The sequence below is a fragment of the Micromonospora trifolii genome (assembly GCF_050516465.1).
GTDB classification, from domain to species: domain Bacteria; phylum Actinomycetota; class Actinomycetes; order Mycobacteriales; family Micromonosporaceae; genus Micromonospora; species Micromonospora trifolii.
In genome coordinates this window covers 6,035,238-6,061,361 of record NZ_CP191526.1, presented here as the reverse complement: position 1 = coordinate 6,061,361, position 26,124 = coordinate 6,035,238, and the positions used below count along the sequence as shown (strand labels likewise).

Here is a 26,124-nt window from a genome sequence, read left to right as displayed (position 1 = left end):
CGTTGCGACGAGCAAGATTAACCCATCCGCTCCGCCGACCCCAAATCGGGGTCCGAGCTTGCGAGCCAGGCCGTCGCCGCCTGCAAAAACCTACCCGAGTACGGGACGCCGGAGCGACCGCTTTCCGCGGTGCCCCGGCGCCCCGGTCACTCAGTCCCGCTCGGCGAGGGTCAGCTCGATCCCGCCGACCAGGTCGGCGCAGACGTTGTAGACGAACGCGCCCAGGGTGGCCAGCGCGGTGAACAGCACCACGTTGACCAGACCGATCAGCGCCGAGCTGAGAATCACGCCCTTGGCGGTGATCTGGAAGCCGCTGGTGCTCTGCCCGCCGCCGGCGTTGACCAGGTCACTCAGGCTCTCGTTGACGCTCTGGAACACACCCATCGCGTCCAGCGCCAGGTAGAGCACCGAGGTGGCGACCACCACGACGATGAAGAGCACCACCGACACCGCGAATGCGAACTTCATCACGGACCACGGGTCGATCCGCTTGAGGTTCAGCCGGGCCCGACGCGGCCCGCGGGAGGCGGCCGAGCTGACCGACGTACGCGCCGCACGCACCGCGTCACCGACGCGGGCTGCCCCGACGGCGGACGCGTTGCCGATCCCCGGTGGCAGGCCACCGCCGCTGGCTGGCCGGCCGGCAGTGGCGGCCGTCCGCGCCGCGTCCGGCTGCGGCTGGGTCATCCCGGGTGTGATCCGCGGCTGGGTGCCGGTGGACCCGGTTGACGTCGCCTGACCGGGCCGGAGACCGATCGGCTGGGTGGTCGCCGGACGTGCCGAGGGTGCCGCCGCCGGACCCGGAGGATTGGCGGCGGCCGACGTCGGCGCCTCGGCGCTGGGCGTCTCGGTCTTGTCGCCGGACTCGCCGTCTTCGCCCGGCTGCTCCGGCGGGGGTGTCATACCGGGAGCCCTGGTGAACTTCGGGGCAGGCGCGTCGGCGGGGACCGTCGCCCGGCCCACGGCCGCGCGGCCGGTCGCTGGTGTGCCGCCCTTGGCGGCCTCCTCGTCGACCGGTTTGGCCGAGGTCCCCGTGTTCCCCGACTTCGCCTGTGTCTCCGTCATTCAACTAGTCCTGTTCGTCAGGCTCGTCGGCATTGCGAGCAATCGCCACGATAGTCACGCCGTCCGGGAGGTCCATCAGCTTGACCCCCATTGTGTTCCGGTCACGCGTACGCCGTACAGGCTTCACCGGAGTCCGAATGACACCACCGTTGCTGGTGATCGCGAACAGTTCGTCGTCCGGATCGATCACCACCGCGCCAACCAGACCACCGCGCCGTTCGGTGATCTTTGCAGTCAACACGCCCTTACCTCCCCGGCCCTGCACCGGGTATTCCTCGATCGGGGTGCGCTTCGCGTATCCCCCGTTCGTGGCCACCAGAACGTCCAAACCTTCCCGCACGACTTCCATGGCGAGCAGGACGTCGTCGTCCGTGAAGCGCATGCCGATCACGCCCGAGGTGGCCCGGCCCATCGGCCGCAACGCCTCGTCCGAGGCGTTGAACCGGATCGCCTGTGCCTTCTTCGAGACCAGCAGCAGGTCGTTCTCCGGCGCAACCAGCGCAGCACCGACCAGCTCGTCCTCATCGCGCAGGTTGATCGCGATGATGCCGCCGGAACGGTTGGAGTCGAACTCCTCGAGCCGCGTCTTCTTCACCAGGCCGTTCTTCGTGGCCAGTACCAGATAGGGGGCTACCTGGTAGTTCGGGATCTCAATGATTTGCGCGATCTGCTCGTCGGGTAGGAAGGCGAGCAGATTGGCCACGTGTTGGCCCTTGGCTACCCTACTGGCCTCCGGCAACTCGTACGCCTTGGCCCGGTAGACGCGGCCCTTGTTCGTCAAGAACAAGATCCAGTCGTGCGTCGAGCAGACGAAGAAGTGGCTGACGATGTCGTCCTGCCGCAGCGTGGCGCCACTGACGCCCTTACCGCCGCGCCGCTGCGAGCGGTACAGATCGACCTTGGTCCGCTTGGCGTACCCGGTGCGGGTGATCGTGACGACCACGTCCTCGCGGGCGATGAGGTCCTCCATCGAGACCTCGCCGTCGAACGGGATGATCTGCGTCCGCCGGTCGTCGCCCCACTTGGTGACGATCTCGCCCAGCTCCTCCGAGACGATCTTCCGCTGCCGCTCGGGCTTGGCGAGGATGTCCTTGAGGTCGGCGATCTCGATCTCGAGCTTCGCCAGGTCGTCGACGATCCGCTGCCGCTCCAGGGCGGCGAGCCGGCGCAGCTGCATGTCCAGGATCGCGGTCGCCTGGATCTCGTCGATGTCCAGCAGCCGGATCAGGCCCTGCCGGGCGTCGTCCACGGTCGGAGAGCGCCGGATCAGGGCGATCACCTCGTCCAGCGCGTCCAGCGCCTTGCCCAGGCCGCGCAGGATGTGTGCCCGCTCCTCGGCCTTGCGCAGCCGGAACGCGGTCCGCCGGCGGATCACGTCGATCTGGTGCTCGACGTAGTAGCGGAGGAACTGGGCCAGGTTGAGCGTGCGCGGCACCCCGTCGACCAGGGCCAGCATGTTGGCGCCGAAGGTCTCCTGGAGCTGGGTGTGCTTGTAGAGGTTGTTCAGCACGACCTTCGCGACCGCGTCGCGCTTGAGCACCAGGACGATCCGCATGCCGGTACGACCGGAGGACTCGTCGCGGATGTCGGCGATCCCGGCGAGCTTGCCCTCCTTGATCAGCTCGGCGATCCGCTCGGCGAGGTTGTCCGGGTTGACCTGGTAGGGCAGCTCGCTGACGACCAGGCAGGGGCGGCCCCGCTTGTCCTCCTCGACCTCCACCACGGCGCGCATCCGGATCGAGCCGCGACCGGTGCGGTACGCGTCCTGGATCGCGGTGGTGCCGACGATCAGGCCGTGGGTCGGGAAGTCCGGGCCCTTGACGATGCCGAGCAGGGCTTCGAGGGTGGTCTCCTCGTCCTCCTCCGGGTGCTCCAGGCACCACTGCACCGCCGCGCCGATCTCCCGCAGGTTGTGCGGCGGGATCTTGGTGGCCATGCCGACCGCGATGCCCTCGGAGCCGTTCACCAGGAGGTTGGGGATCCGCGACGGCAGGATGGTGGGCTCCTTGGCCCGGCCGTCGTAGTTGTCCTGAAGGTCGACGGTGTCCTCGTCGATGTCCCGCAGCATCTCCATGGCGAGGGGGTCGAGCTTGCACTCGGTGTATCGCATGGCAGCGGCCGGGTCGTTACCCGGCGAGCCGAAGTTGCCGTTGCCGTCCACCAGCGGGTAGCGCAGCGACCAGGACTGCGCCATCCGGACCAGCGCGTCGTAGATCGCCGAGTCGCCGTGCGGGTGGAACTGACCCATCACGTCACCGACGACACGGGAGCACTTCACGTAGCCGCGGTCCGGACGGTAGCCGGAGTCGAACATCGCGTAGAGGATCTTGCGGTGGACCGGCTTGAGGCCGTCCCGGACGTCCGGTAGCGCGCGACCGACGATGACGCTCATCGCGTAGTCGAGGTAGGAGCGCTGCATCTCCACCTCGAGCCCGACCGGTTCGATCCGGTCGTGCGCGACCACCGCGGCGATGGCCTCGGCGGGGACCTCGGGCTCGTTCGGTGTGGACTCGGGAGAATCGGTCACTGTATACCCTTATCAGACTCAGAGTCGTTTTCGTGCTGTGGATAACGGCTGTGGATACCGGCCAAGCTGTGGATAACTCTGTGGACCGCCGGATCGGCCGGGCACTGCCCGGCCGATCCGGCGTAGTCCGTCAGATATCCAGGAACCGCACGTCCTTGGCGTTGCGCTGAATGAACGACCGGCGCGCCTCGACGTCCTCACCCATCAGCACACTGAACAACTCGTCGGCGGTCGCCGCGTCGTCGAGAGTGACCTGACGCAGGGTACGCGTCGCCGGGTTCATCGTGGTTTCCCACAGCTCGGGATAGTTCATCTCGCCGAGGCCCTTGAAGCGCTGAATGTCGTCCGGCTTGGCGTTCGGCTTCTTCTGCTGGCGCAGTGCGATCAGACCGTCCCGCTCGCGGTCGGAGTACGCGTACTGGGCGTCGTCGCCCTTCTTGTTCCACTTGATCTTGTAGAGCGGCGGGGCGGCCAGGTAGACGTTGCCCATCTCGACAAGCGGACGCATGAAGCGGAACAGCAGGGTGAGCAGCAGCGTCTGGATGTGCTGGCCGTCGACGTCCGCGTCGGCCATCAGCACCACCTTGTGGTACCGCAGCTTCTCCATGTCGAAGTCGTCGTGGATGCCGGTGCCCAGCGCGGTGATCAGCGCCTGGACCTCGTTGTTCTTCAGCACCCGGTCGATCCGGGCCTTCTCCACGTTGAGGATCTTGCCGCGGATCGGCAGAATCGCCTGGGTCCGTGGGTCGCGGCCCTGCTTGGCCGAGCCGCCGGCCGAGTCACCCTCGACGATGAACACCTCGGACTCGCGGGGGTCGGTCGACTGGCAGTCGGCCAGCTTGCCCGGCATCGAGCCGGACTCCAGCAGCGACTTGCGCCGGGCCAGCTTGCGCGCCTGCTGGGCGGCGATCCGGGCGCGGGCCGCCTGGGAGGCCTTCGTGATGATCATCTTGGCCTCGGCCGGGTTACGGTCGAACCAGTCGACCAGCCGGTCGTTGCAGACCCGCTGCACGAAGCTCTTCACCGGGGTGTTGCCCAGCTTGGTCTTGGTCTGGCCCTCGAACTGTGGGTTGGCCAGCTTGACCGAGATGATCGCCGCGAGTCCTTCGCGAATGTCCTCGCCGGAGAGCTTCTCATCGCCCTTGAGCAGCTTCTTGTCGGTGCCATACCGGTTGACCACGCTTGTCAGCGCGGACCGGAAGCCCTCCTCGTGGGTGCCGCCCTCGTGGGTGTTGATCGTGTTGGCGAAGGTGTAGACCGACTCGCCGTACGACTCGTTCCACTGCATGGCGATCTCGAGGGACATGCCCTCCTCTTCGGCCTCGAACTCGACCACGGTTTTGTGGATCGGGCTCTTCGAGGCGTTGAGGTGTCGGACGAAGTCCGCGATGCCGCCCTCGTAATAGAAGGTGACCTCGCGCTGCCGGCCGTCCTCCTCCTCGGCCACTCGCTCGTCGAGCAGGTGGATGCGGAGGGCCCGGTTGAGGAAGGCCATCTCCTGCAGGCGCCGGTAGATGGTCTGGAAGTCGAAGTCGACGGTCTCGAAGACGTCGGGGTCGGGCCAGAAGGAGACCGCCGAGCCGGTGCGGTCGGTGGTCTCGCCCTTCTCCAGTGAGCCGGGCTTGGAGTTGGTGTAGTGCTGCCGCCACACGGAGCCGGACTTGTGGATCTCGACGAACATCTTGGTGGAGAGCGCGTTCACCACTGAGACACCGACGCCGTGCAGACCGCCGGAGACCGCGTACGCCTTGCCGTCGAACTTGCCACCCGCGTGCAGGATGGTCAACGCGACCTCGACACCCGGCTTCTTGAGCTTCGGGTGGAGGTCGACCGGGAAACCACGGCCGTTGTCGGTGACCCGCACGCCGCCATCGGCGAGCAGCACCACGTCGATGGTGTCGCAGTATCCAGCCAGCGCCTCGTCGACAGCGTTGTCGACGACCTCCCAGACGAGGTGGTGCAGACCGCGCTCGCCGGTGGACCCGATGTACATACCGGGCCGCTTGCGAACCGCCTCCAGCCCCTCGAGAACGGTGATCGACTCTGCGCCGTACTCCTGCTTGTCCTGCGCTGCCACCCTCGGCCACTTTCTCGCGTCAGCCGCGCCGGTAGGGCGCGTCGGGCGCGGGTTCGGCGGACAGGACGCGACGTCGGCGCGCGGACCGGCACCGGAGAACTCCGGACAGCGGGTCGAACGCGCCGGTCGCCGCGGTTGCCCGCGGATCGCGATCGGCTCGACCCGACGTGGAGAATGAATCTGGGGCCACCGGCCCCGTCCCACTCCCGCACCGGGTCTTCGTCTCGCTGTCAATCCTACTGTGCCCGGAGGACAGAACCACCACTCGGCACCCTCAGAGAGGCGGCTGAGAAGTCCATAGCCGGCAGAACCCCGCCGCCCACGACTCCCCCCACACGCCAGGCCCCCACCGCACGCGCCGCCCCGGAACGGGTTGACCCGCGGTCGGGCGGGTCGGGGGTCGCGGCCGAAGCGTCCGTGCCGTACGTTTGCGGCGCCCCGGAACCAGCCTTGATCTTTACCGGTTGGAACCGGGACGATCGACCCGATCGACCCGACACGTGCTCTTTAAGAGGTGACAGATGGGGCTGGACAACGTCGCGGTGCACTGGCCGCGGACCGGCCGCTTCTACGATCCGGTCGCGCCGGCCGAGTTCGTCGACTTCGGTGAGATCGTCGACCTGCCGCGCATCTCCGCACCGACAGCGGCGCTGGCCGAGCTGATCGCGAAGACCGGCACCATCCGCGCGACCGCGTACACCGAGTTGGTGGATCTGCTGCTCGGCCTCGAAGGTGTGTTGTACGCCACAGACGCCGCCGCCGAGGACGAGGACCCGGTGATCGACCCGGACGGTTGCTCCTGGATCGCCAGCGGGATCGAGCGGTTCGTGGCAGCGCACCGCGCGACCGGCGAGGCGGTCACCTTCGAGTCGGTGAGCACCGTGCTGCGCTCCCTGCTCGGCGACGGTCGGTTGGCCGAGCAGCAGCTGCGCTGGCTGGAGAGTCGGCTCGACGCGCTGCGCGACGAGCGCGGCGACCCGCCGCAGTGGAACTTCACCTGTGCCGAGCTGGGCGTGCTGGCCGCGTTCTACCGGCGCTGCGCCGAGCGCGGGTTCGCCGTCTACGCCGACGCCTGAGCCGCCGCGTCGGTCTCCGAGGCGGCCGGCCGGTTGGCGGCCGAGATCAGCTGCGTGAGCACCGCGTGCAGGTGTTGCAGGTCCTCGACGGGCAGCCCCAGCCTCTGCACGATTGCGGCCGGGATCAGCTCGGCCTGACTCCGCAGCGCGGCACCGCTGGCGGTGAGGGTGACGGCGAGGCTGCGCTCGTCGCTCGGGTCCCGTTCCCGGCGCAGGTAGCCGGCCGCCTCCAGCCGCTTGAGCAGGGGTGACAGCGTGCCCGGGTCGAGCTGGAGCAGGCGACTGAGGTCGCGGCCGGACAACGGCGCGTGCTGCCAGAGCGCCAACATCACCAGGTACTGCGGGTGGGTCAGCCCCATCGGCTCCAGCAGTGGCCGGTAGACGGCCACCACGCTGCGCGCGGCGACCGAGAGGGCGAAGCAGACCTGCTGCTCCAGGGCCAGCGGGTCGACGCCGTCCGGTCGTTCGCTCATCGGTTGCCCTCTCTCCGCACGATGACTATCGTACCGATCATTGGTACACCAACCATTGGTGCCCCAAAGGTAGGCTCGTGCGACGGGCGAGAACCGGCGAGGCGACGCGGGGAAGAGGGCGGCAGATGAGCGAGGACGGCGCGATCACCAGGGCCCCGGGCGAGGGTGGCCGACTGATGCGTTGGGCCTTCCGGCACCTCGCTGGCCCGGCCGAGGGTGTGCAGGGCGCGGTGCAGGGCGGCTCAGCCGAGGCCCGCGAGGCGTGGAAACGCGACCTGGCTGAGCGTAAGCGCTTCACCCGGGAGCAGCGGGAACGCAAGCGGGCAGCCCGCGCGGCCGACCGGCGCGGCTGAACGGCCGGCTCAGCCGTACGTGTCGCGCGGGCCCCGGCCGCGTACCCGGCGTGGGCCCTTCCCCCAGGAGGGCGCGGCCGGGCCGTGAATGTGCAGCTTGCGCACCACGTTGTGACCGACCTCGCTGGCGATCTGCTTGAGCAGCGAGCCGGCGAGCAGCCGCAGCTGGGTGGCCCAGGCGGTCGAGCGCGCCTCCACGGTCAGCTCGCCGTTCTCCAACTTCACCGGGCGACTGTTCTGCGCGACCTCCGCGCCGACGACCCGCTCCCAGGCGCCGAACACCGTGGCCTCAGCCGCCGGCTGCTGCCAGCCCCGCGCCTTCACCAGCCGGTTCAGCACGGCGCTGAGCGGCTGCGGATCGCGCGGGTCTGGGCCGGGGCCGGAGTAGCCGCGCAACCGCCGCCCCGAGCCGCCGGCAGCGTCGCCGCTGCCGGGGGTACGCCGGGCGCGGGCCGCCGCCTGCCGGCGGGACAGCGCCGCGTCGAGGACCGCCCGGGCCAGCTCCGGGCCGCTGGCGGCTGCCGCCGGATCACCGCCCGCCGATCCCTCCGCCGCCTTCGGGGTACGCGCCGCGGGGCCGTCGCCGGCCGCTGGCCGTTTGGTGCCTGGCTCATCCGACACGGCGTACCGTCCCTTCGCCGACCTGATAGCGGGTGCCGCGCAGGGCGGCCGGCACGTCGTCGTCCACCGCGCAGGTGACCAGCAGCTGACTCGCCCCGCCGACCAGCTCCGCCAACCGCTCCCGGCGGCCAGTGTCCAACTCCGCGAAGACGTCGTCGAGCACCAGCACCGGCTCGATGCCGTCGGCGCGCAACAGGTCGTACCCGGCCAGCCGCAGCGCGAGGGCGAACGACCAGGACTCGCCGTGGCTGGCGTACCCCTTGGCGGGCAGTGGGCCGAGGCTCAGGGCCAACTCGTCGCGGTGTGGGCCGACCAGGGTGGTGCCCCGCTCGATCTCGGCGGAGCGGGACGCGGCCAGGGCCGCCGTCAGCGCCTCGGCCAGCGCGGCCCGGTCGGTGGTCGGTTCGGCCAGCTCGATCGAGGGCCGGTAGGTGATGCTCGCCGCACCCCGACCGGCGGCCACCGCGTCGTACGCCTTGGCCACGTGCGGGGTGAGCGCGGCCACCAGTTCCAGGCGGCCGGCGAGCAGCTCCGCCCCGTGCTGGGCCAGGTGGGTGTCCCAGACCGCGAGGGTGCCGAGGTCGCCGCCCCGGGACCCACCGGTCTTGCGGGCCAGGTAGGCGGTGCGCAGCAGGGCGTTGCGCTGCTTGACGACCCGCTCGTAGTCGGCCCGCACGCCCGCGAACCGGGGCTGCCGGTTGACCAGCAGGTCGTCCAGGTAGCGGCGGCGCTCGGCCGGGTCGCCCCGGACCAGCTCAAGATCTTCCGGGGCGAAGAGCACCAGCCGGAGCGCCCCGAGCACGTCCCGGGCCCGCCGTGCCGGTGAGCGGCCCAGTCGGGCCCGGTTGGCCTTGCCGGGCACGATCTCCAGCTCGACCAGGAGCTCGCGGCCGTCGTGCACCACCGCGCAGCGGATCACCGCGGACGTGGCGCCCATCCGGACCAGAGGCGCGTCGGTGGCGACCCGGTGCGAGTCCAGGGTCGCCACGTAGCCCAGCGCCTCGACGAGGTTGGTCTTGCCGACGCCGTTGGCGCCGATCAGGACGTTCGCTCCCGGCTGGAGGTCGACGGCCACCCGCTCGTACGAGCGGAAGTCGACCAGTTCCAGCCGGTGAACATACACAGGTTGTGGATACCGCTCAGCGCTTGTGGACGGCGTGGCCACCGAACTGCTGACGCAGCGCGGAGACGGCCTTCATGGCGGGCGAGTCGTCCTGCCGTGAGGCGAACCGGGCGAACAGCGAAGCGGTGATGACGTTCAGCGGCACCGCCAGCCGGACCGCCTCGTCGACCGTCCACCGACCCTCGCCGGTGTCCTCCGTGTAGCCGCTCAGGTCGGCCAGCTCCGGGTCCTCGTCGAGCGCCCGGTCGAGCAGGTCGAGCAGCCAGGAACGGACGACGGTGCCCTCCCGCCAGGACTTGATGACGCCTGGCACGTTGGTCACCAACTCCGAGGCGGCCATCAGCTCGTAGCCCTCGGCGTAGGCGTGCATCAGGCCGTACTCGATGCCGTTGTGCACCATCTTCGAGTAGTGGCCGGCACCGACGGGGCCGGCGTGCACGAAGCCGAACTCACCCTCCGGCTTGAGCGCGTTGAAGATCGGCATCAGGCGGTCCACGTGCTCCTGGGCGCCGCCGACCATCAGCCCGTACCCGTTCTGCCGGCCCCAGACGCCGCCGGAGACCCCGACGTCCATGTAGCCGATGCCCCGCTGGTTGAGCCGCTCCGCGCGAGGCGCGTCGTCGCTGAAGCGCGAGTTGCCGCCGTCGATGATGATGTCGCCCTCGCCGAGCACCTCGGCGAGTTCGTCGATCGTGGCGTCGGTGACGCCGGCGGGCACCATGACCCAGACCGCGCGCGGTGACTCGAGCTTCTCTGCCAGGCCCGCGATGGTCGTGACGTCGCTGATCTGCGCGTTGTGGTCGAAGCCGACCACTTCGTGCCCGGCCGAACGCAACCGCTCCCGCATGTTGCCGCCCATACGGCCGAGTCCTACTAGGCCGAGCTGCATGTGTTTCTACCTCCGTGGATCTGGGTGTTGCTGGGCGCGATCAGCGCGAGACGCGGATCGGCATGATGAGGTACCGGTACCCCGGAATGACCTCGCCATCCTCGCCAGCGGGCGAGATCACCGCGGGCTTGAAGGCGTCGACGAACGAGAGCACGGCCGTCTGGGCGCCCAGGTTTGCCAGACCGTCGATGAGGTACTGCGGGTTGAAGCCGATGGTCAGTGGCTCACCGGTGAAGGTGGCCTCCATCGCCTCGCTGGCCCGTGCCTCCTCGGAACCGCCGGCCTCGACCACCAGGCCGTCGGCGCTGAAGCTGAGCAGCACCGGGGTGGTCCGTTCGGCGACCAGCGCGACCCGCTTGACCACCTCGATCAGCGTGCTGACCGGCACCCGGGCCGCGGCGTTGTGCGTGGCCGGGAAGAGCGACCGCACCGGCGGGTAGTTGGCGCCGTCGAGCAGCCGGCTGGTGGTGCGTCGGGTGCCGCCGGCGAGGCCGACCATGCCCTCGCCCGCAGCGCCCTGGGCCAGGGCGAGCGTTACCTCGCCGCCCAGCGGGCCGAGGGCCTTGGCGGTGTCGTTCAGGGTGCGGGCCGGCACCAGGGCGTTGATGCTCACCTCGGGGTCGTCCGGCCGCCACTGGATCTCGCGCAGCGCCAACCGGTAACGGTCGGTGGCGAGCATCGACAGGGTGTCGCCGGACAGCTCGACGCGGACACCGGTCATCATCGGCAGCGTCTCGTCGCGACCGGCCGCGATGGCCACCTGGGCCACCGCCGTGGCGAACGCGGCGGCGTCGACAGTGCCGGCGCTCTGCGGCATCTCGGGCAGCGCGGGGTAATCCTCCACCGGCATGGTGGGCAGGGTGAACCGGGCGCTGCCACAGACCAGCTCGAGGTGTGCGCCGACCGCGGCGATGTCGACCGGCTTGGCCGGCAACGCCTTGGTGATCTCAGCGAGCAGGCGGCCGGAGACGAGCGCGGCGCCGTCGGCGTCGCCCTGCACCTCGACGGTCACCTGGCTGGAGACCTCGTAGTCGAACCCGGAGACCCGCAGGTTGCCGTCGGTGACACGGAGCATCACCCCGGCGAGCACCGGTACGGATGGCCGGTTGGGCAGGCTCTTCGCGGTCCACGCCACAGCCTCGGCGAGCGCGTCGCGCTCCACTCGGAACTTCATCAATGCCTCCGCGTCGACGTCAGCGACAACTCTCTCATGCCGACCGCTGCCTACCGTCCCGCCCGACCGTGCGGGTACCCATCGCACCTTAGGGCGCGGGGACATCGGCTGTGCGCCCGACCCCATGGATCGTGTCGATGCTGACCGGCTGATCCGACAGCGTTCGGCCCGATCCACAGAAAGCCCAACGGTGATGATTGGTTTTTGTTCTCTTAGAAGAGATAACTCATCGTCTTCATCGCACCTGTGCAAACTGTGGAAAACCGAGGTCTGCGCAGGTCAGACAGGTTATCCACCGGTGATTTAGCTGTGGAGAACCGGGGGTGCAACCGGCTTGTGTGTCCACAGCCCGGCGACGGCGGCCGGTTGTCCACCGTTGTCCACCGGTTGTCCACCGGTAATCCACCGACTTTCTCCCCAAGCCTGTGGATCGCGGGGAAGATCACCATTGCCGTCATCCCCAGAACCTTCAACAGCTCGTACACAGGTTGATGATGATCGGTGGATAACCTGACCGTCGTCCCCAGGCGTCCACAGCCTCGTACACAGGGTTTCTCCACAGCCTGTGGGTAACTGGCGGAGGACGGACCGTAGTTATCCACCGACGGTGGATAACGAGCTGTGGACAACGAGTGGGGATCGAGGTGGTCACGGCCTCGATGCTGTGGTCTCCACCATGTCGAGAGTCCAGCTGACCTACCAAAAAAGAACGCCCGACCGGAGATCCGGCCGGGCGTGTCCTGCGGCTGTGCCCCGCCGCGAGGGCGGTCGTACGGCTCAGCTGTTCTGCTTGATCCGGTTGGTCAGCTCGGCGATCTGGTTGTACAGCGAGCGGCGCTCCGCCATCTGCTGACGAATCTTGCGGTCGGCGTGCATCACAGTGGTGTGGTCCCGGCCACCGAACGCCTGCCCGATCCGGGGCAGCGACAGCTCGGTCAACTCCCGACACAGGTACATGGCCACCTGGCGGGCGTTGACCAGCACCCGCGACCTGGACTGGCCGCGCAGATCCTCCAGGCTCACCCCGAAGTAGTCAGCGGTCGAGGCCATGATCTGGTCGGCGTTGATCTCCGGGCCGGCGCCGTCGGGCATGAAGTCCCGAAGCACCTCCTCGGCTAGCGACAGCTCGACCGTCGACCGGGTCAGGCTGGCGAACGCCGTCACCCGGATCAGCGCACCCTCCAGCTCCCGGATCGAGTTCGACACCCGGGAGGCGATGAACTCCAACACGTCCGGCGGGGCGTACATCCGCTCCTGCGCCGCCTTCTTCTGCAGGATCGCGATCCGGGTCTCCAGATCCGGTGGCTGGATGTCGGCCAGCAGCCCCCACTCGAACCGGGTTCGCATCCGGTCCTCGAGGGTGGCGAGCTGGCGCGGCGACCGGTCGGACGTGATCACGATCTGCTTGTTGGCGTTGTGCAGCGTGTTGAAGGTGTGGAAGAACTCCTCCTGGGTGCGCTCGCGGTTCTCCAGGAACTGGATGTCGTCGATCAACAGGATGTCGACGTCGCGGTAGCGCCGCTGGAACGCGCTGGTCTTGTCGTCCCGGAGCGAGTTGATGAAGTCGTTGGTGAATTCCTCGGTCGAGACGTACCGGACCGAGCGGGCGTTGCCGAGTGTCGTGGCGTAGTGCCCGATGGCGTGCAACAGGTGCGTCTTGCCCAACCCGGAGTGCCCGTAGATGAACAGCGGGTTGTACGCCTTGGCCGGCGACTCCGCCACCGCCACGCTCGCCGCGTGGGCGAAGCGGTTGGACGAGCCGATGACGAACGTCTCAAACATGTACTTCGGGTTGAGCCGGTTACCGCCGGTGTCGGCACCGGGCAACCGACGGTCGTCACGACCACCGGTCCGATGATCCACCGCGCTGCGACCGGGCCCGCTGTCCGTTCCGCTGTCCCGGGGGAGCGAACGGATCACGTGCTGGTCGCGCGGCGACGCCGAGTCGTCCCGGTAGCGGGGCTCGTAGGGCCGGGTGTCCGGGCCGGGCGGGTCCAGGCGGGCGGCCTGCTCGTCGTAGCCGCGCCTGTCCGGGCCCGGTCGGGAAGGCCGCAGGGGCTCCGCGAAGGCGGCGCTGAACAACGCCTCCTGCCCGTCCCTGCTGGCGGGAATCAACCCCGCGCGATGCCCGTCCACAGGCGGTGCGAGCGGCGGACCCGCCGGCGCGGGCGGCGCCACCGGATCGGGCGTACGTGGCGCGGGTGACTGCTCAGGGATCATCGCGTCGGCCGACGGTCGAGAGCCCTGGTCGTCGTCGAACTGCGCGATGCCGGGGCCGTCGATGTCGAGCTGCCCGGTCTCCGGGGCGCTGCGGTAGACGGTGCCGGCCGGTCGGCCGGTGGCGTCCTCGGCCACCCGGACGGTGACCGCTACCTGGATCGGCCGGCCCAGCCGGCGGGTGAGCGCCTCGGTGATCGCCGGGCGCAGTCGTGACTCGATCACGTCGCGGGTGAACGCGTCCGGAACGGAGAGCAGTGCGGTGTCCTCGACGATCGCCCGCAGCCGGGTCAGGCGGAGATAGGCACGCTGCTGGGCGGAGATGATCTCGTCGGCTAGCTCGTCGGTCGCCGCTAACCACACTGCGGCAAGGTCGGTCGTACCGGCCACCGTCGTGCCACCCCCTCGCTTCTGCTCCCGGCCGCCGCTGTCTGCCAGCCGGCCGTCCCGGGCCCGCCGCGTTCGCGGGTGGAACAACACCCACCCGGACGGTCGACCGGTGGTCATCCACAAGTTATCCACAGCCTGTGTACCGACCGATTGTGGCCGCCGCCGGACGCGGGTGGGACCTGCCCCTGCCTGAACGGGCGCTGAAGCGGGTTCACCGTGCCGAACGATTCACTGCCATGTCCGGTCTTGCCTGCGCGACGACCGGAGCTTCCGACGCTCACCGCAATCGGGCACGGTAACAGCGTTGTCCCTGCGCCATCAACCGGCGACGCGGCGGCGCCCTTGTCGGCATCAGCGAAAACCGCCCTTCGGCCTCGGGCGCGTCCCGTTTCTGCGCTGCTCGGGGTGTTTGACGGTCATTGCCCCCCTGCGTAGGCTGGAACGGCTGCTTTCTCGCCCTCTGCTAGGGTGATGGGTGCTTGCTGTCCGCGGTCGCATCCCCGCATCGCCGAGGTCCCGCTCCGCCGGACAGCACCGATCGTGGGCCACCGTCGAGGTGTCCTGGACCACCACACGACCCCGGCGATCCCGTCGCGCGGGGCGCGTACGAAAACGGAGAGCCTGACGTGAGCAAGCGCACCTACCAGCCGAACAACCGCCGGCGCGCGAAGACCCACGGCTTCCGGCTGCGCATGCGCACCCGTGCCGGCCGTGCCATCCTGTCGAGCCGTCGCGCCAAGGGTCGCACCACCCTGTCGGCCTGAGCCGACCGGGCCGGTCCAGGGGACGTGGGCAGTCGTGCTGGCCGCCGCACAGCGACTGCGGCGCAGCACTGACTTCGCCGCAGCGGTTCGTGGTGGCCGACGCGCCGGACGTGGCGCCGTCGTGGTCCACCTGGCCGTGGCGGTGACCGTCGACCCCAGCACACCGACCTCGCCGGAGCCGGTACGGGACAACAGTGCGGAGCAGTCGTCCGTGCAGTCCCGTGCCGGCTTCGTCGTGTCCAAGGCGGTCGGGAACGCGGTGACCCGTAACCGGGTCCGGCGCCGACTGCGGGCGCTGGTCCGGGAACGGTTGACCGACCTGCCCGCCGGCAGCACCCTGGTCGTCCGGGCGCTCCCCGCCGCTGCGCAGGCGTCGTACCCTCGGCTCGCCACCGACCTGGACGCCGCCATCGCGGTCGCCCGGTCGTCCCGCGAACGGCGGTCCCGATGAGCGGCATTCCACGGCCGTCGACAACAGGTGCCAAGGTGCTGATCGCGCCCATCATCGCGTACCGTCGGTGGATAAGTCCGGCACTGCCGGCTCGCTGTCGGTTCTACCCGTCGTGCAGTGCGTACGCCCAGGAGGCGGTCGTTCGGCACGGCGCGCTCCGGGGAGCCATGCTGGCGGTCCGGCGGCTGTTGCGTTGCCACCCCTTTCACCCTGGTGGATATGACCCGGTGCCGGAGCCGGGCGGCCGCCGTCGTGCTGATGTGACTGGAGCCCCGAATTGAGTCTGAGTCTCGACTGGATCTACTACGCGATTTCGTGGATCCTGCTGACCTGGCACTCTGCCTGGGACGCCATCGGGGTGCCCGTCGGCGCGGTGATCGGCACCAACTTCGCCTGGATCCTGTCCATCATCTTCCTGGTGGTCACCGTCCGGGTGATCCTGTTCCCGGTCTTCGTCAAGCAGATCAAGTCCCAGCGGGCGATGCAGGCGCTCCAGCCCAAGGTCAAGGAGCTTCAGGAGAAGCACAAGGGTGACCGGGAGACGCTCCAGAAAGAAATGATGGAGCTCTACAAGAAGGAGAAGGCCAACCCGCTGATGGGTTGCCTTCCGATGTTCCTTCAGATCCCGGTCTTCCTGGGCCTCTTCCACGTGCTGCGCCGGCTCGACCCGGACAAGAAGAACCAGACCCTCTACGGCTGGACCGCCGACCAGTTCCAGAGCGCCTCGCAGGCGAAGCTCTTCACCGCCCCGATCGCCGGCAAGTTCGGCTCCACGGCCGACGAGCTGGCCAGCCTCGGCGCCAACGGCACCACCGTGAAGATCATTGCTGGTGTCCTGGTCCTGGTCATGATCGCGACCACCTACCTGACCAGCCGTCAGATGATCCTCAAGACCGGCTGGGCCGAGGACCCGCAGCAGCGGATGATCCAGCGACTGATGCTCTACGGCATCCCCGCGTCGCTGCTGATCTCCGGCGCGATCTTCCCGATCGGCGTCATCATCTACTGGGTCACCAACAACCTCTTCACCCTCGGCCAGCAGCAGTGGGTACTGCGGAAGTTCCCGCCGCCGGTGACCGCCAAGAAGGCCGTCGCCCCCGCCGCCACCCGCAACCCGGTACAGCCCGCCAAGTCCGGTGGCCTGTTCGGCCGCGGCAAGGCGGCCCCGCCGGCGCCGGTCAAGGCGACGGCCCCCAAGGTGGCCGGGCCGAAGCCGGGCGCCAAGCCGGTGAACAACCCGAAGAAGAGCCGCCCCGCCAAGCGGCAGGGCTGACCTGCGAGGGCCGCCGCCGGTGATCCGGCGGCGGCCCGTTCCGCACCGCGCAGCCGCCGTACGGCCGGCGCCGGGCGGAACCGACCGCGCACCGCGCGGCCACGGGCGACACTGCCCGTACAGACGTGCCTGTGGGCACCGGCGACCTCCCGCCGGCCCCGGGAAACCAGTCGGACCCGACGGTCCGGCCGAGCGAGTACGGAGATGAGACCGTGACCGAGACCAGCATCCCCCGCGCCGAGCAGTCCCTGGACGAGGAGGAGACCGCCACGCTCGCGGTGGACGGCGACGACACCGAAGCCGATGACACCGAGGCGGACGACGACACCGACACCGCCGCTGGCACCCGGGTGAAGAAGGCGGTCGGCGAGGGCGACCTGTTCCGGCAGAGCGAGATCGCCGCCGACTACGTCGAGGGCCTGCTCGACATCCTCGACTACGACGGCGACATCGACGAGCTGGTCGCCGCCGGCCGTCCGATGGTCGAGGTGGTCGGCGAGCGGCTGCAGAATCTGGTCGGTCAGCGCGGGGCCACCCTGGAGGCGCTCCAGGAGCTGACCCGCCTTGCCGTCTTCCGGCAGACCGGTACGCCGAGCCGACTGCTGCTCGACGTCGGTGGTTACCGGGCGAACCGCCGCAAGGAACTCGCCGCGGTCGCCAAGAACGCTGTCGAGAAGGTCAAGGAGTACGGCGAGCCGGTCCGCCTGGAGGCGATGTCCGCGTTCGAGCGCAAGTGCGTCCACGACGTCGTCAACGCCATGTCCGGCGTTGCGAGCGAGTCCGAGGGTGTGGAGCCGAACCGGCGCATCGTCGTACGGCCGGCGGACTGACCGGGTGACCCACGACGACATCACGGCTGACGCCGTGTCCGGCCCGGGCGGCACGCCGCCCGGGCCGTCCGCTGTCCGCCCCGCTCCCTTCGACGCCGACGCCCACGCCGAGTCGACCGGCCGTGACACCGCTCCGTCGCCGGCCGACGCGGCGTTGCCGCCTGAGCTGGCCCCGGCCGCGCTGACCCTCTTCGGTGACCGCCTCGACCTGGCCGCCGCGTACGCCGAACTGCTGGCCACCGACGGGGTGGTCCGCGGCCTGATCGGCCCTCGGGAGGCACCCCGCATCTGGGATCGGCACCTGCTCAACTGCGCTGCGGTCGCCGAGCGGATCCCGTCCGGCGCGACGGTGCTCGACGTCGGCTCCGGCGCCGGTCTGCCGGGTCTCGTCCTGGCCATCGCCCGCCCCGATCTCACTGTCACCCTGATCGAGCCGCTGGCCCGACGGACGTCGTTCCTGATCGAGGTCGTCGAGCGACTCGGTCTGGCCAAGTCGGTGCGGGTGTTCCGTGGCCGGGCCGACGAGGCAGCCAGCGGGTCGAGCGGCCGGGAGCCGATCAGCGGAGACGTGGTGACCGCGCGCGCGGTCGCGCCCCTGGATCGGCTCGCGGGCTGGAGCCTTCCCCTGGCGGTTCGCGGTGGCCGGCTGCTGGCGCTCAAGGGCTCGTCCGCCGCGGCCGAGATCGAGGAGCACGCCGACGTGGTCACGCGACTCGGCGGCGGAGAGCCGGCCGTGCGGCTCTGCGGCGTCGGGGTGATCGACCCTCCCACCACGGTCGTGGAGATCGTGCGCGAGCGGATGGTCGGCCCGGCCCGCCCGGCGGCCAAGAAGCGCGCCCGGGGCGGACGCTCCCGCCGAGGCTGACACTTCGCGCCATCGGGCTTCCGGCCGGTGGGTTGCCTCGTTGTACCGGTACGGATGGACGAGGGGATGAGAACCCGACGTGGACCGGCCGCGCCCGTCCGCCGTAGGCTGACCGCGCGTCGATAGTGTGGAGCGGGTGACGGACGTCGCGGGTCTCCGACCGCTCCCGCGGGCCGTACGCTCCGGGTTGCGGGCGAGGATGCGGCCAAGTTGACCGGGGCGCGGACCGACCATCCGAAGCGGGCAGGGATGACAGGTGCATGACGACGGCAGGTACGACGATCCACGCGTGACCGGGTCGACCAGCGATCCCGTTTCACGTGAAACCGACTACCCAAGCTGGTCGCCCGGCGCGACCGGGCCATCGACCCGACCTACCGACGGCGATCCGCCGGCAGCGCTCGACCCGCCGTCGGACGCAGGGCGGCCGGAGGGTTCGGCCATTCCGGAGCCGGCGAGTGGTCGTCGGACGCCGGAGGCGTCGAGTCGACCGGTGAACGCCGCCGAGGTGCGGTCGACCTCGGGTCGCCGCAACACCGCCGCGGCGGTTCGCTTCGAGCCGGCCGTCCCACACCAACCCACTGCGGCGGCCGTTCGGGACGCCGCGCCGGTGGTCGCCGACGCGCCGGTCGCTTCGACCGAGTCGTTGGCTGCCGTGGCGGCCGACCCCACGTACGTTTCACGTGAAACCCCGACGCGCGAAGAGGATGACCCACCGTTGGCTATGGAGGCGATGCGCGCCGTGCAGATCCTGAATCCCAGTGGCGAGGTGACCATGCCTCGACCGGACCGGACCCGGGTCATGTGCGTCGCCAACCAGAAGGGTGGCGTGGGTAAGACCACCACCACCGTCAACCTTGCGGTGGCGCTCGCCCTGCACGGCAACCGGGTGCTCGTGGTCGACCTCGACCCGCAGGGCAACGCCTCGACCGGGCTCAACGTCCCGCACCACACCGGCATCCCCGACGTGTACGACTGCCTGATCAACAGCGTGCCGCTGGCCGAGGTGGCACAGGCGGTCGAGGGCATCCCCAACCTCTGGTGCGTACCCGCGACCATCGACCTGGCCGGCGCGGAGATCGAGCTGGTCTCCGTGGTGGCCCGGGAGTCGCGCCTGGACCGGGCGATCGCCGCCTACCCGGGCGAGTTCGACTACGTCTTCATCGACTGCCCGCCCTCGCTCGGCCTGCTCACCGTCAACGCTCTGGTTGCCGCGCAGGAGGTGCTGATCCCGATCCAGTGCGAGTACTACGCGTTGGAAGGGCTCAACCAGCTGATCAACAACATCAACCTGGTACGCCAGCACCTCAACCCGAAGCTCGACGTCTCCACCATCCTGCTGACCATGTACGACCGCCGCACCCGGTTGGCCGACGCCGTCGAGCAGGACGTCCGGAACCACTTCGGCGACAAGGTTCTGCAGGCGGTCATCCCCCGCAACGTCCGGGTCTCCGAGGCACCGAGCTACGGCCAGTCGGTGATGACCTACGATCCCGGTTCGCGGGGCGCCACGAGTTACTTCGAGGCCGCCCAGGAAATCGCCGAGCGGGGCGTCAAGGAGCCGGTGGGCCGGAATGCGTAGTGCGGACGAGTCGCTGGGAGGCGTGGCATGAAGAACCGTCCTCGGGGCGGTCTGGGTAGGGGCCTGGGGGCGCTGATCCCGACCGGGCCGGCGCCGGCTGCCGCTGGCACCGCGACGGCCGAGCCGGAGAACGAGCACCTGGACGACGGCGGCAGCGACGCCGTCGCCGCTGTGCCCGCCGGAGCGCCAGTCCGCCAGCCGGAGCCCGTGCTGAGCCCGGAGCCCGTGCTGAGCCCGGTGCCCGGTGCTCGATTCGCCGAGATCCCGGTCGACGCGATCATGCCCAACCCGAAGCAGCCCCGCCAGGTCTTCGATGAGGAGGCGCTGGAGGAGCTGAAGACGTCGATCCAGGAGGTCGGCTTCCTCCAGCCCATCGTCGTTCGGCAGCTCGACGACGAGAAGTACGAACTAGTGATGGGCGAGCGGCGCTGGCGGGCCGCCCAGGCGGTGGGGCGGGAGAGCATCCCGGCGATCATCCGGGACACCCGCGACGACGCCATGCTCCGAGACGCCCTGCTGGAGAACATCCACCGGGCCAACCTGAACCCTCTGGAAGAGGCCGCCGCCTACCAGCAACTGCTGGAGGAGTTCGGTGCCACCCACGAGGAGTTGGCCCGCCGGATCGGCCGGAGCCGCCCGCAGATCTCCAACACCATCCGACTGCTGAACCTGCCCGCACAGGTGCAGCGCCGGGTTGCCGCCGGCATCCTGTCGGCGGGGCACGCCCGCGCTCTCCTGAGCCTCGACGAGGCGGAGGCGCAGGAACAGCTGGCCCTGCGGATCGTTGCCGAGGGACTGTCGGTTCGGGCGACCGAGGAGATCGTGGCCTTGGCACTCAACGACGGCCCGGCGAAGGGCCAGGCCGCGAAACGGCGACCCAAGGCGCACGCTCCGGCCCTGACCGATCTCGCCGATCGGCTGTCCGACCGGTTCGACACCCGCGTGAAGGTGGACATCGGCCGGAGCAAGGGCAAGATCACGATCGAGTTCGCGACGGTGGACGACCTTGAGCGGATCGTCGGGATCATCGGAGTGCAACAGGAGGAGGGCGGGGAGGACTGACTCCCCGCTCGCCCACGGCCGCGCTACCCATTGGGGGCGCGGCCGTTCTGCATTCCGGGGTCGTCGCGTTTCACGTGAAACAGCCGGCGGCTCTGATTCAGCGGACCGGCATGCTCTGCTGTTCGCCGTCGTCCTCGGCTCGCCCAGCCACTCGGCGTGCCTCTCTGGCGGCAGGAGAAGTCGGCGGAGATTGGTGGCGGGATGGGTCGGTCGCGCCGGCCCGCACGCGCGACAGCACAATCCGCGGGCGGCGGGCGGCGGGCGGCGGGCGGCAGGCGGCGGAAGGCGGGCGGCGGGCGGCGGAAGGCGGGCGCGGCGGGCGGTGGGCGCGGCGGGCGGTGGGCGCGGCGGGCGGTGGGCGCGGCGGGCGGTGGGCGCGGCGGGCGGTGGGCGCGGTGAATGGGCGACGAGCTCCGGCGTGGTGAGCGGCTAGTGGTGGAGCGGACGCGGTGGCGGGCGGCTGCGGCGGCCGCTGGGTGAGTGCGGGCGCCGAGCGGATCCTCTACACGCGTCGCAGAAGGCTCGGGAATGGTCCACTCGACCGCAACCACCCCATGCGTCGATCAAAGCGCTAGCGAGCCGCTGAGTGGCGTGAAACGCCGTCTCCGTGGTCATCCACAGGTGGGCCGAGGGTCACGATCGCGGTCAGTCTGGCGGAGCAGGCTCGCAACGACCTTGGCGGGAGTCCGCCGGACCGCCGGACCGCAAGAACTGGGTGTACGAGCGACAGGCCAGCTGGAGCCCGGCCCCGGACTGCCGGCTCGCCTTCGCCGCCCGGCCCCGGACCGCCGGACCGACTTCGCCGCCCGGCGCGCCGTTTCACGTGAAACCGAGTCAGCGGCCCGGTGGCGCCGACCGAACACCACGGGGGTCGGAGCGGCGGTCAAGCGGAGTCGCCTTCCCGTCTTCAGACGTTCGACGTCGGTGCTGCGAATGGATCTCCCCGTGCTTGGGCGTCCGGAGCGTCCGGTCGTCCAGGTCACCCAGGCCGAGGTCTGTGCTGACACCGGTCCGCGAACGAGCCAAGCCGTCACCCCCGACGCACGCCAAACGGGCCAGCGAACGGTCAACGGCGACTGGGTACCGCGCCGGCGGCGGCATGCGGTGCCGATCGGGGAGCCCTCGTCCATCCCCTCCCCGGTGGCCATCGATTCCGCCCATTTGGCGGTTCGCGGACAACGACCGACCGGCCGAAAAGTTATCCACACCGGTTGTCCACAGGCACCCCCCGTTTCACGTGAAACAGCGCGTGGGAGCGGGTGTGAGCCTGTGGATGACGGCCTGTGTTCAGGATCTCGGCAGCCTGTGGATATCGCCTCTCGGTGCCCGCGCGACCACGCGGACCTGGTCGACGGCGGGCACCGATCCGGTGGCCCGGGACCGCTCGAACAGGTAGGGACAGCGGTGCCAGACTCGGTTAGGGTCAGCGTCGTGCACGACAACCCTCCCTCAGTCCCGGACTTCACCCAGTGGCCGTCATTTCCCTTCGAGGGTGACCTCCACGTGAAGCAACTCGATGATCCGGTCCCGGTCGAACCGCCCCGGAAGGGCGAGGGTCTCCGGGAATGCACCGCCTGCAACGCACCCGACGACGCCTACATCTGGGTGGGCGAGCGGTGGCGGGTCCGCGCCATGGACCGGCCCACCGGCCTGCCCATGGTGCTCATCCTGGAATCGCGCACCCACCTCGACCTCGGCGACCTGCCGAACCTGCTGGCCGCCGAGCTGGGGGTGATGACCGTACGTCTGGAGCGGGCCATCCGGTCGCTCGACGGCGTGGCGCGGGTGCACGTCAATCGCTGGGGCGACGGCTCGGCTCATCTGCACATGTGGTTCCTCGCCCGCCCGTACGGCCGCCTTCAGCTGCGGGGCACGTTCCTGTCTCTGTGGGACTCGATCCTGCCGCCGATCTCCGAGGCGCAGTGGCGGGAAAATCTGGCGCTCGTCGCCGCCTGGCTCGCCGAGTTCGGTGGCCGCCCGCTCGCCGAGCCGCCCCGCATCCAGTGGCAGGCGCCGTCCAGTCTGCTGGCCCAGTCCGCTGCCGCGGATGCCGCTGCCGCAGCGGAGGCCGCCTCAGCTGCAGCAGCCGGGACGGAGTCGGTCTCGGTCATCGAGGCGGCAGAGGAGATCCCGGAACCAGCGCTCGACTCCACTCCTGATCCGGCCGACGCCGACAGCGGGCCTGCGGCCGATCCGGTCGTGGACCCGAACGCCGATGCCGGCTCCACGACGACCACCGTCACCGACCGGACGGCTGAACCCGCCCGGGCTGGCACGGTCACCGGTCCCGCGGCTGGACCCGCTCGGACGGCGTCCGCCGCCGATCTACCCGGGACCCCCGCCGCTGCCGCCCAGGACTCCACCGCCGCAGGATCCGGCAGCGCTACCACGACGGCCACCGACGGACTCCACGTCGGCCAGGCGGAGGTGCCCACCGGAGGAACTCACATCGTCGGCTCGGCGGCGACGCCCACCGGCGGGGCCCACGTTCGCCCAGCGAGCGCAAGCGCCGACGAGGCTGGTCCCGCCAGCCCGGCCGCGTCCGGGCCGGCCAACGGGGGAGCCTCCGGGGAGGCCGGCAGCGAGAGCATCCCCGAGAACGGCGTCGGGGGCACCGGCACTCCGGGGGCAGCCGCGCGCGCCAACGGCAGCGACACACCCGACGTACGCGCGACCCACTGATCTGGCGACCATGAGGTTGACCCCGACAGGCCAACCTCATGGTCGTCCCACGGGCGGTGCCGCGGTCCGACGGGTTGGCGGGTAGGTCAGTGCTTGGTGAGGCGGGCGGCTGCTCGGGCGACCAGGGTGCCGAGGAGTCGGCCGAAGTCCAGCCCGGCTGCCTGCACGGCGAGCGGAAGCAGTGACGTCTCCGTCATGCCGGGCGAGACGTTGACTTCCAGCACGTGCGGCTGACCTCCCGCGTCCACGATCACGTCGACGCGGGAGAGATCCCGTAGACCGAGCGCGGTGTGCGCGGCGAGGGCCACATCAGCGACAGTGGCAGCCACCTCGGGGTCCAGCCGGGCCGGGGCGTGCCAGGTGGTCCGGCCTGCGGTGTAGCGGGCGGCGTAGTCGTACACGCCGTTGCGCGGCACGATCTCCACCGGCGGCAGCGCCTGGGGGCCGTCGCCGAGGTCGACGACGGAGACCGCCACATCCATCCCCGGCACGTACCGCTCCACCAGCGCCGTGGAGTAGTACGCGAAGCAGCCGACCATCGCGGCGGGCAGCGCGGCCGCGTCCCGGACCACCGCCCCGCCCAGCCCGGACCCGCCCTGCGCCGGCTTCACCATCAGGGGTACGCCCAGACGGTCGACGATCCGGTCCAGGACGGCGACCGCGCCAAGCTCGGAGAAACGATCGTGCGGGAGCGCCACCCAGTCCGGGGTGGGGATGCCGGCCTCGCGGAGCACCGCCTTGGCCGAGGGCTTGTCCCAGGCGACCCGGGAGGCACGAGCGTCGCAGCCGACGTACGGGACGTCGCACAGGTCCAACACCCCGCGCAGTGAGCCGTCCTCGCCGGTCGCGCCGTGCAGTGCGATCACCACCGCGTCCGGCGGGTCGGCCGCGAGCGCCGGCAGCAGCGCCACGTCCGCGTCTCGCAGCTCGGCCTCCACCCCGACAGCGCGAAGCGCGTCGAGCACCCGACGACCGGAGCGCAGCGACACGTCCCGTTCGTAGGAGAGCCCGCCAGCGAGCACCACGACGCGCAGGTCGGCCGAGATGGCGGAATCGGTCACGAGGAGGCGCTCGGCGGTCGTACCCATGCCGGCATCATGCCAAGTCGGGCCCGGGCACGTCGGAGCCGGCCCGGCCGCGTCGGCCGGCGGCGCCACCCACGGCACCGAAGACCCGGCGCATCGCGATCTCCTGCTCCATCACACCGGCCAGCCGGCGGACACCCTCGCGGATCCGCTCCGGCGGCGGGAAGCTGAAGTTGAGCCGCATGGCGTCGGTGCCGGTGCCGTCGGCGTAGAAGCCGGTGCCGGGAACGTAAGCGACCCGGGCGGCGACCGCTCGCGGCATCATGGCCTTCGAGTCGAGCCCGTCCGGCAGGCTGGCCCACACGAAGAGACCGCCGGCCGGTGTGGTCCAGCTGGTGCCCTCGGGCATCAGGTCGGCCATCGCGTCGAGCAGGGCGTCCCGGCGTTCCCGGTAGACCTCGCGATAGACCTTGAGCTGCTGCCGCCAGGGCATCGTGCTCAGATAGGTTGCCACCGCGGCCTGGGCGAAACCGCTGGGGCAGAGGATCTGCGCCTCGCTGGCGATCACCAGTTTGTCGCGGACCGCGTGCGGCGCCAGGATCCAGCCGACCCGCAGCCCGGGGGCGAAGGTCTTGGAGAACGTGCTGAGGTAGAAGACGCCGTCGCGGCGGCGGGCCCGCAGGGGGGCCGGGGCCTCACCCTCGAACCCCAATTGGCCGTACGGGTCGTCCTCGACGACGAGCAGGCCGGCGCGCTCGCAGATGTCGAGCACCCGTTCCCGACGCTCCTCGCTGAGCGTCACGCCGGTCGGGTTCTGGTAGGTGGGGATCGTGTAGAGGAACTTGACCCGCCGGCCCGCGCGGGCCAGGTCGGCGATGGCCGTCTCCAGTGCCTCCGGGATCAGCCCGTCCGCATCCATCGGTACGTGGACGACCTGCGCCTGGGCGGCCTGAAACACGCCGAGCGCACCGACGTACGTCGGCCCCTCGGCGAGCACCACGTCTCCCGGGTCGAGGAAGAGCCGGGCCACCAGGTCCAGTGCCTGCTGCCCGCCCACCGTGACCACGACGTCCTCCGGGGAGGCCCCGCACGCGGCGTCGATCCCGGAGAGTGACATCACCTCGCAGATCCGCTCGCGCAGCTCGAGGGTGCCCTGGCCGATGCCGTACTGGAGGGTGGTCACGCCGTGCTCGGAGCCGAGCCGGCCGAGCATCTCGCCGACCGCGTCCAGCGGAAGGGCTGCGATGTACGGTGCGCCACCGGCGAGCGAGACGACCTCCGGACGACTGGCCACCGCGAACAAAGCTCGGATCTCGGAGGCGGTCATCCCGCGTACCCGCCGGGCGTACCGGTCGGTGTAGTCGTCGAGTGTCGTGCCGGTCATGACCTCACCTCGATCGCTGCTCGAGTGGCTCCCGCTCCGGGTACCCCGCACACCGCTGACCATGGCGGCGGACACACCGATTGTCGATCGTAGTCCGCCAGAGTCGTGCTGCCGCCGTGCCGAGGCAGATCGACCACATGGCGGACCGTCCTCGGCGTCCCCCGCTGAGGTGGGCATCTGCGCGTCCCCTCCCGTATCGCCGATCGGCGGCGTACGATCGC

The 26,124-nt window shown here is 70.3% G+C and carries 22 protein-coding genes; 11 read left to right on the top strand and 11 right to left on the bottom strand.

The window, feature by feature from the left end; translation table 11 throughout:
- Positions 1–150: 150 nt before the first annotated feature.
- The 3 genes from ACQRWP_RS28205 to gyrB all read right to left on the bottom strand — a co-directional run bounded on the left by ACQRWP_RS28205 (position 151) and on the right by gyrB (position 5,669).
- Complete coding sequence (locus tag ACQRWP_RS28205; RefSeq protein WP_430499053.1) at positions 151–1,065, bottom strand: DUF3566 domain-containing protein; 915 nt, start codon at positions 1,063–1,065, stop codon at positions 151–153.
- Between the two features lie 4 nt (positions 1,066–1,069).
- Positions 1,070–3,592: a DNA gyrase subunit A gene (gyrA, locus tag ACQRWP_RS28200; RefSeq protein ID WP_430499051.1), complete on the bottom strand. Its 2,523-nt coding sequence runs from the start codon at positions 3,590–3,592 to the stop codon at positions 1,070–1,072.
- A 130-nt stretch (positions 3,593–3,722) separates the two neighbouring features.
- Positions 3,723–5,669 (bottom strand): DNA topoisomerase (ATP-hydrolyzing) subunit B, encoded by a 1,947-nt coding sequence (gene gyrB, locus ACQRWP_RS28195; protein WP_238677498.1) that lies wholly within the window; start codon positions 5,667–5,669, stop codon positions 3,723–3,725.
- A 521-nt stretch (positions 5,670–6,190) separates the two neighbouring features.
- On the opposite strand from gyrB, the gene ACQRWP_RS28190 reads away from it, so the two are divergent.
- On the top strand, positions 6,191–6,745 hold the full coding sequence (locus tag ACQRWP_RS28190; protein ID WP_091396527.1) for a hypothetical protein: 555 nt from the start codon (positions 6,191–6,193) through the stop codon (positions 6,743–6,745).
- On the opposite strand, the gene ACQRWP_RS28185 is transcribed toward ACQRWP_RS28190, so the two are convergent.
- Positions 6,730–7,218 carry a MarR family winged helix-turn-helix transcriptional regulator gene (locus ACQRWP_RS28185; RefSeq protein ID WP_430499049.1) on the bottom strand — a complete coding sequence of 163 codons (489 nt, stop codon included), beginning with the start codon at positions 7,216–7,218 and terminating at the stop codon, positions 6,730–6,732. The genes ACQRWP_RS28190 and ACQRWP_RS28185 overlap by 16 nt on opposite strands.
- A 125-nt stretch (positions 7,219–7,343) precedes the next feature.
- Between ACQRWP_RS28185 and ACQRWP_RS28180 the strand changes: the two genes are divergently transcribed.
- On the top strand, positions 7,344–7,571 hold the full coding sequence (locus ACQRWP_RS28180) for a hypothetical protein (RefSeq protein WP_238677495.1): 228 nt from the start codon (positions 7,344–7,346) through the stop codon (positions 7,569–7,571).
- A 9-nt stretch (positions 7,572–7,580) separates the two neighbouring features.
- On the opposite strand, the gene ACQRWP_RS28175 is transcribed toward ACQRWP_RS28180, so the two are convergent.
- From ACQRWP_RS28175 to dnaA, 5 genes are all read right to left on the bottom strand, one after another.
- Entirely contained in the window at positions 7,581–8,192 is a 612-nt protein-coding gene (locus ACQRWP_RS28175; protein ID WP_430499046.1) for a DUF721 domain-containing protein, read from the bottom strand.
- Positions 8,182–9,315, bottom strand: a complete 1,134-nt coding sequence (gene recF, locus ACQRWP_RS28170; protein WP_112583934.1) for a DNA replication/repair protein RecF — start codon at positions 9,313–9,315, stop codon at positions 8,182–8,184. Before recF ends, ACQRWP_RS28175 begins: the two co-directional genes overlap by 11 nt.
- A gap of 16 nt (positions 9,316–9,331) precedes the next feature.
- A complete protein-coding gene (gnd, locus tag ACQRWP_RS28165) occupies positions 9,332–10,204 on the bottom strand; it encodes a phosphogluconate dehydrogenase (NAD(+)-dependent, decarboxylating) (RefSeq protein WP_091396544.1) in 873 nt (290 codons plus the stop codon).
- A gap of 40 nt (positions 10,205–10,244) precedes the next feature.
- Entirely contained in the window at positions 10,245–11,378 is a 1,134-nt protein-coding gene (gene dnaN / locus ACQRWP_RS28160) for a DNA polymerase III subunit beta (RefSeq protein ID WP_210782097.1), read from the bottom strand.
- A 777-nt stretch (positions 11,379–12,155) separates the two neighbouring features.
- Positions 12,156–14,102, bottom strand: a complete 1,947-nt coding sequence (dnaA, locus tag ACQRWP_RS28155; protein WP_430499043.1) for a chromosomal replication initiator protein DnaA — start codon at positions 14,100–14,102, stop codon at positions 12,156–12,158.
- Positions 14,103–14,611: 509 nt separating this feature from the next.
- On the opposite strand from dnaA, the gene rpmH reads away from it, so the two are divergent.
- The 9 genes from rpmH (at position 14,612) to ACQRWP_RS28110 (ending at position 23,494) form a co-directional block, all read left to right on the top strand.
- On the top strand, positions 14,612–14,749 hold the full coding sequence (gene rpmH / locus ACQRWP_RS28150) for a 50S ribosomal protein L34 (RefSeq protein WP_007453904.1): 138 nt from the start codon (positions 14,612–14,614) through the stop codon (positions 14,747–14,749).
- Positions 14,750–14,783: 34 nt separating this feature from the next.
- Complete coding sequence (gene rnpA, locus ACQRWP_RS28145; protein ID WP_430499041.1) at positions 14,784–15,200, top strand: ribonuclease P protein component; 417 nt, start codon at positions 14,784–14,786, stop codon at positions 15,198–15,200.
- Entirely contained in the window at positions 15,197–15,481 is a 285-nt protein-coding gene (yidD, locus tag ACQRWP_RS28140) for a membrane protein insertion efficiency factor YidD (RefSeq protein ID WP_430499039.1), read from the top strand. Before rnpA ends, yidD begins: the two co-directional genes overlap by 4 nt.
- Before the next feature lie 2 nt (positions 15,482–15,483).
- Complete coding sequence (gene yidC / locus ACQRWP_RS28135) at positions 15,484–16,473, top strand: membrane protein insertase YidC (RefSeq protein ID WP_430503315.1); 990 nt, start codon at positions 15,484–15,486, stop codon at positions 16,471–16,473.
- A 212-nt stretch (positions 16,474–16,685) separates the two neighbouring features.
- A complete protein-coding gene (locus ACQRWP_RS28130) occupies positions 16,686–17,303 on the top strand; it encodes a protein jag (RefSeq protein WP_091397533.1) in 618 nt (205 codons plus the stop codon).
- A gap of 154 nt (positions 17,304–17,457) precedes the next feature.
- Positions 17,458–18,168 (top strand): 16S rRNA (guanine(527)-N(7))-methyltransferase RsmG, encoded by a 711-nt coding sequence (gene rsmG / locus ACQRWP_RS28125; protein ID WP_430503314.1) that lies wholly within the window; start codon positions 17,458–17,460, stop codon positions 18,166–18,168.
- A gap of 256 nt (positions 18,169–18,424) precedes the next feature.
- Entirely contained in the window at positions 18,425–19,750 is a 1,326-nt protein-coding gene (locus tag ACQRWP_RS28120; protein WP_430499037.1) for an AAA family ATPase, read from the top strand.
- A gap of 27 nt (positions 19,751–19,777) precedes the next feature.
- Positions 19,778–20,812, top strand: a complete 1,035-nt coding sequence (locus tag ACQRWP_RS28115; protein WP_430499035.1) for a ParB/RepB/Spo0J family partition protein — start codon at positions 19,778–19,780, stop codon at positions 20,810–20,812.
- Between the two features lie 1,656 nt (positions 20,813–22,468).
- On the top strand, positions 22,469–23,494 hold the full coding sequence (locus ACQRWP_RS28110) for a hypothetical protein (RefSeq protein WP_430503313.1): 1,026 nt from the start codon (positions 22,469–22,471) through the stop codon (positions 23,492–23,494).
- A gap of 86 nt (positions 23,495–23,580) precedes the next feature.
- Here ACQRWP_RS28110 and ACQRWP_RS28105 read toward each other — a convergent pair whose 3' ends face one another.
- Both ACQRWP_RS28105 and ACQRWP_RS28100 read right to left on the bottom strand, forming a co-directional pair.
- On the bottom strand, positions 23,581–24,582 hold the full coding sequence (locus tag ACQRWP_RS28105) for a D-alanine--D-alanine ligase family protein (protein WP_430499033.1): 1,002 nt from the start codon (positions 24,580–24,582) through the stop codon (positions 23,581–23,583).
- 7 nt (positions 24,583–24,589) lie between these two features.
- A complete protein-coding gene (locus tag ACQRWP_RS28100) occupies positions 24,590–25,903 on the bottom strand; it encodes a PLP-dependent aminotransferase family protein (RefSeq protein WP_238681542.1) in 1,314 nt (437 codons plus the stop codon).
- Positions 25,904–26,124 lie beyond the last annotated feature (221 nt).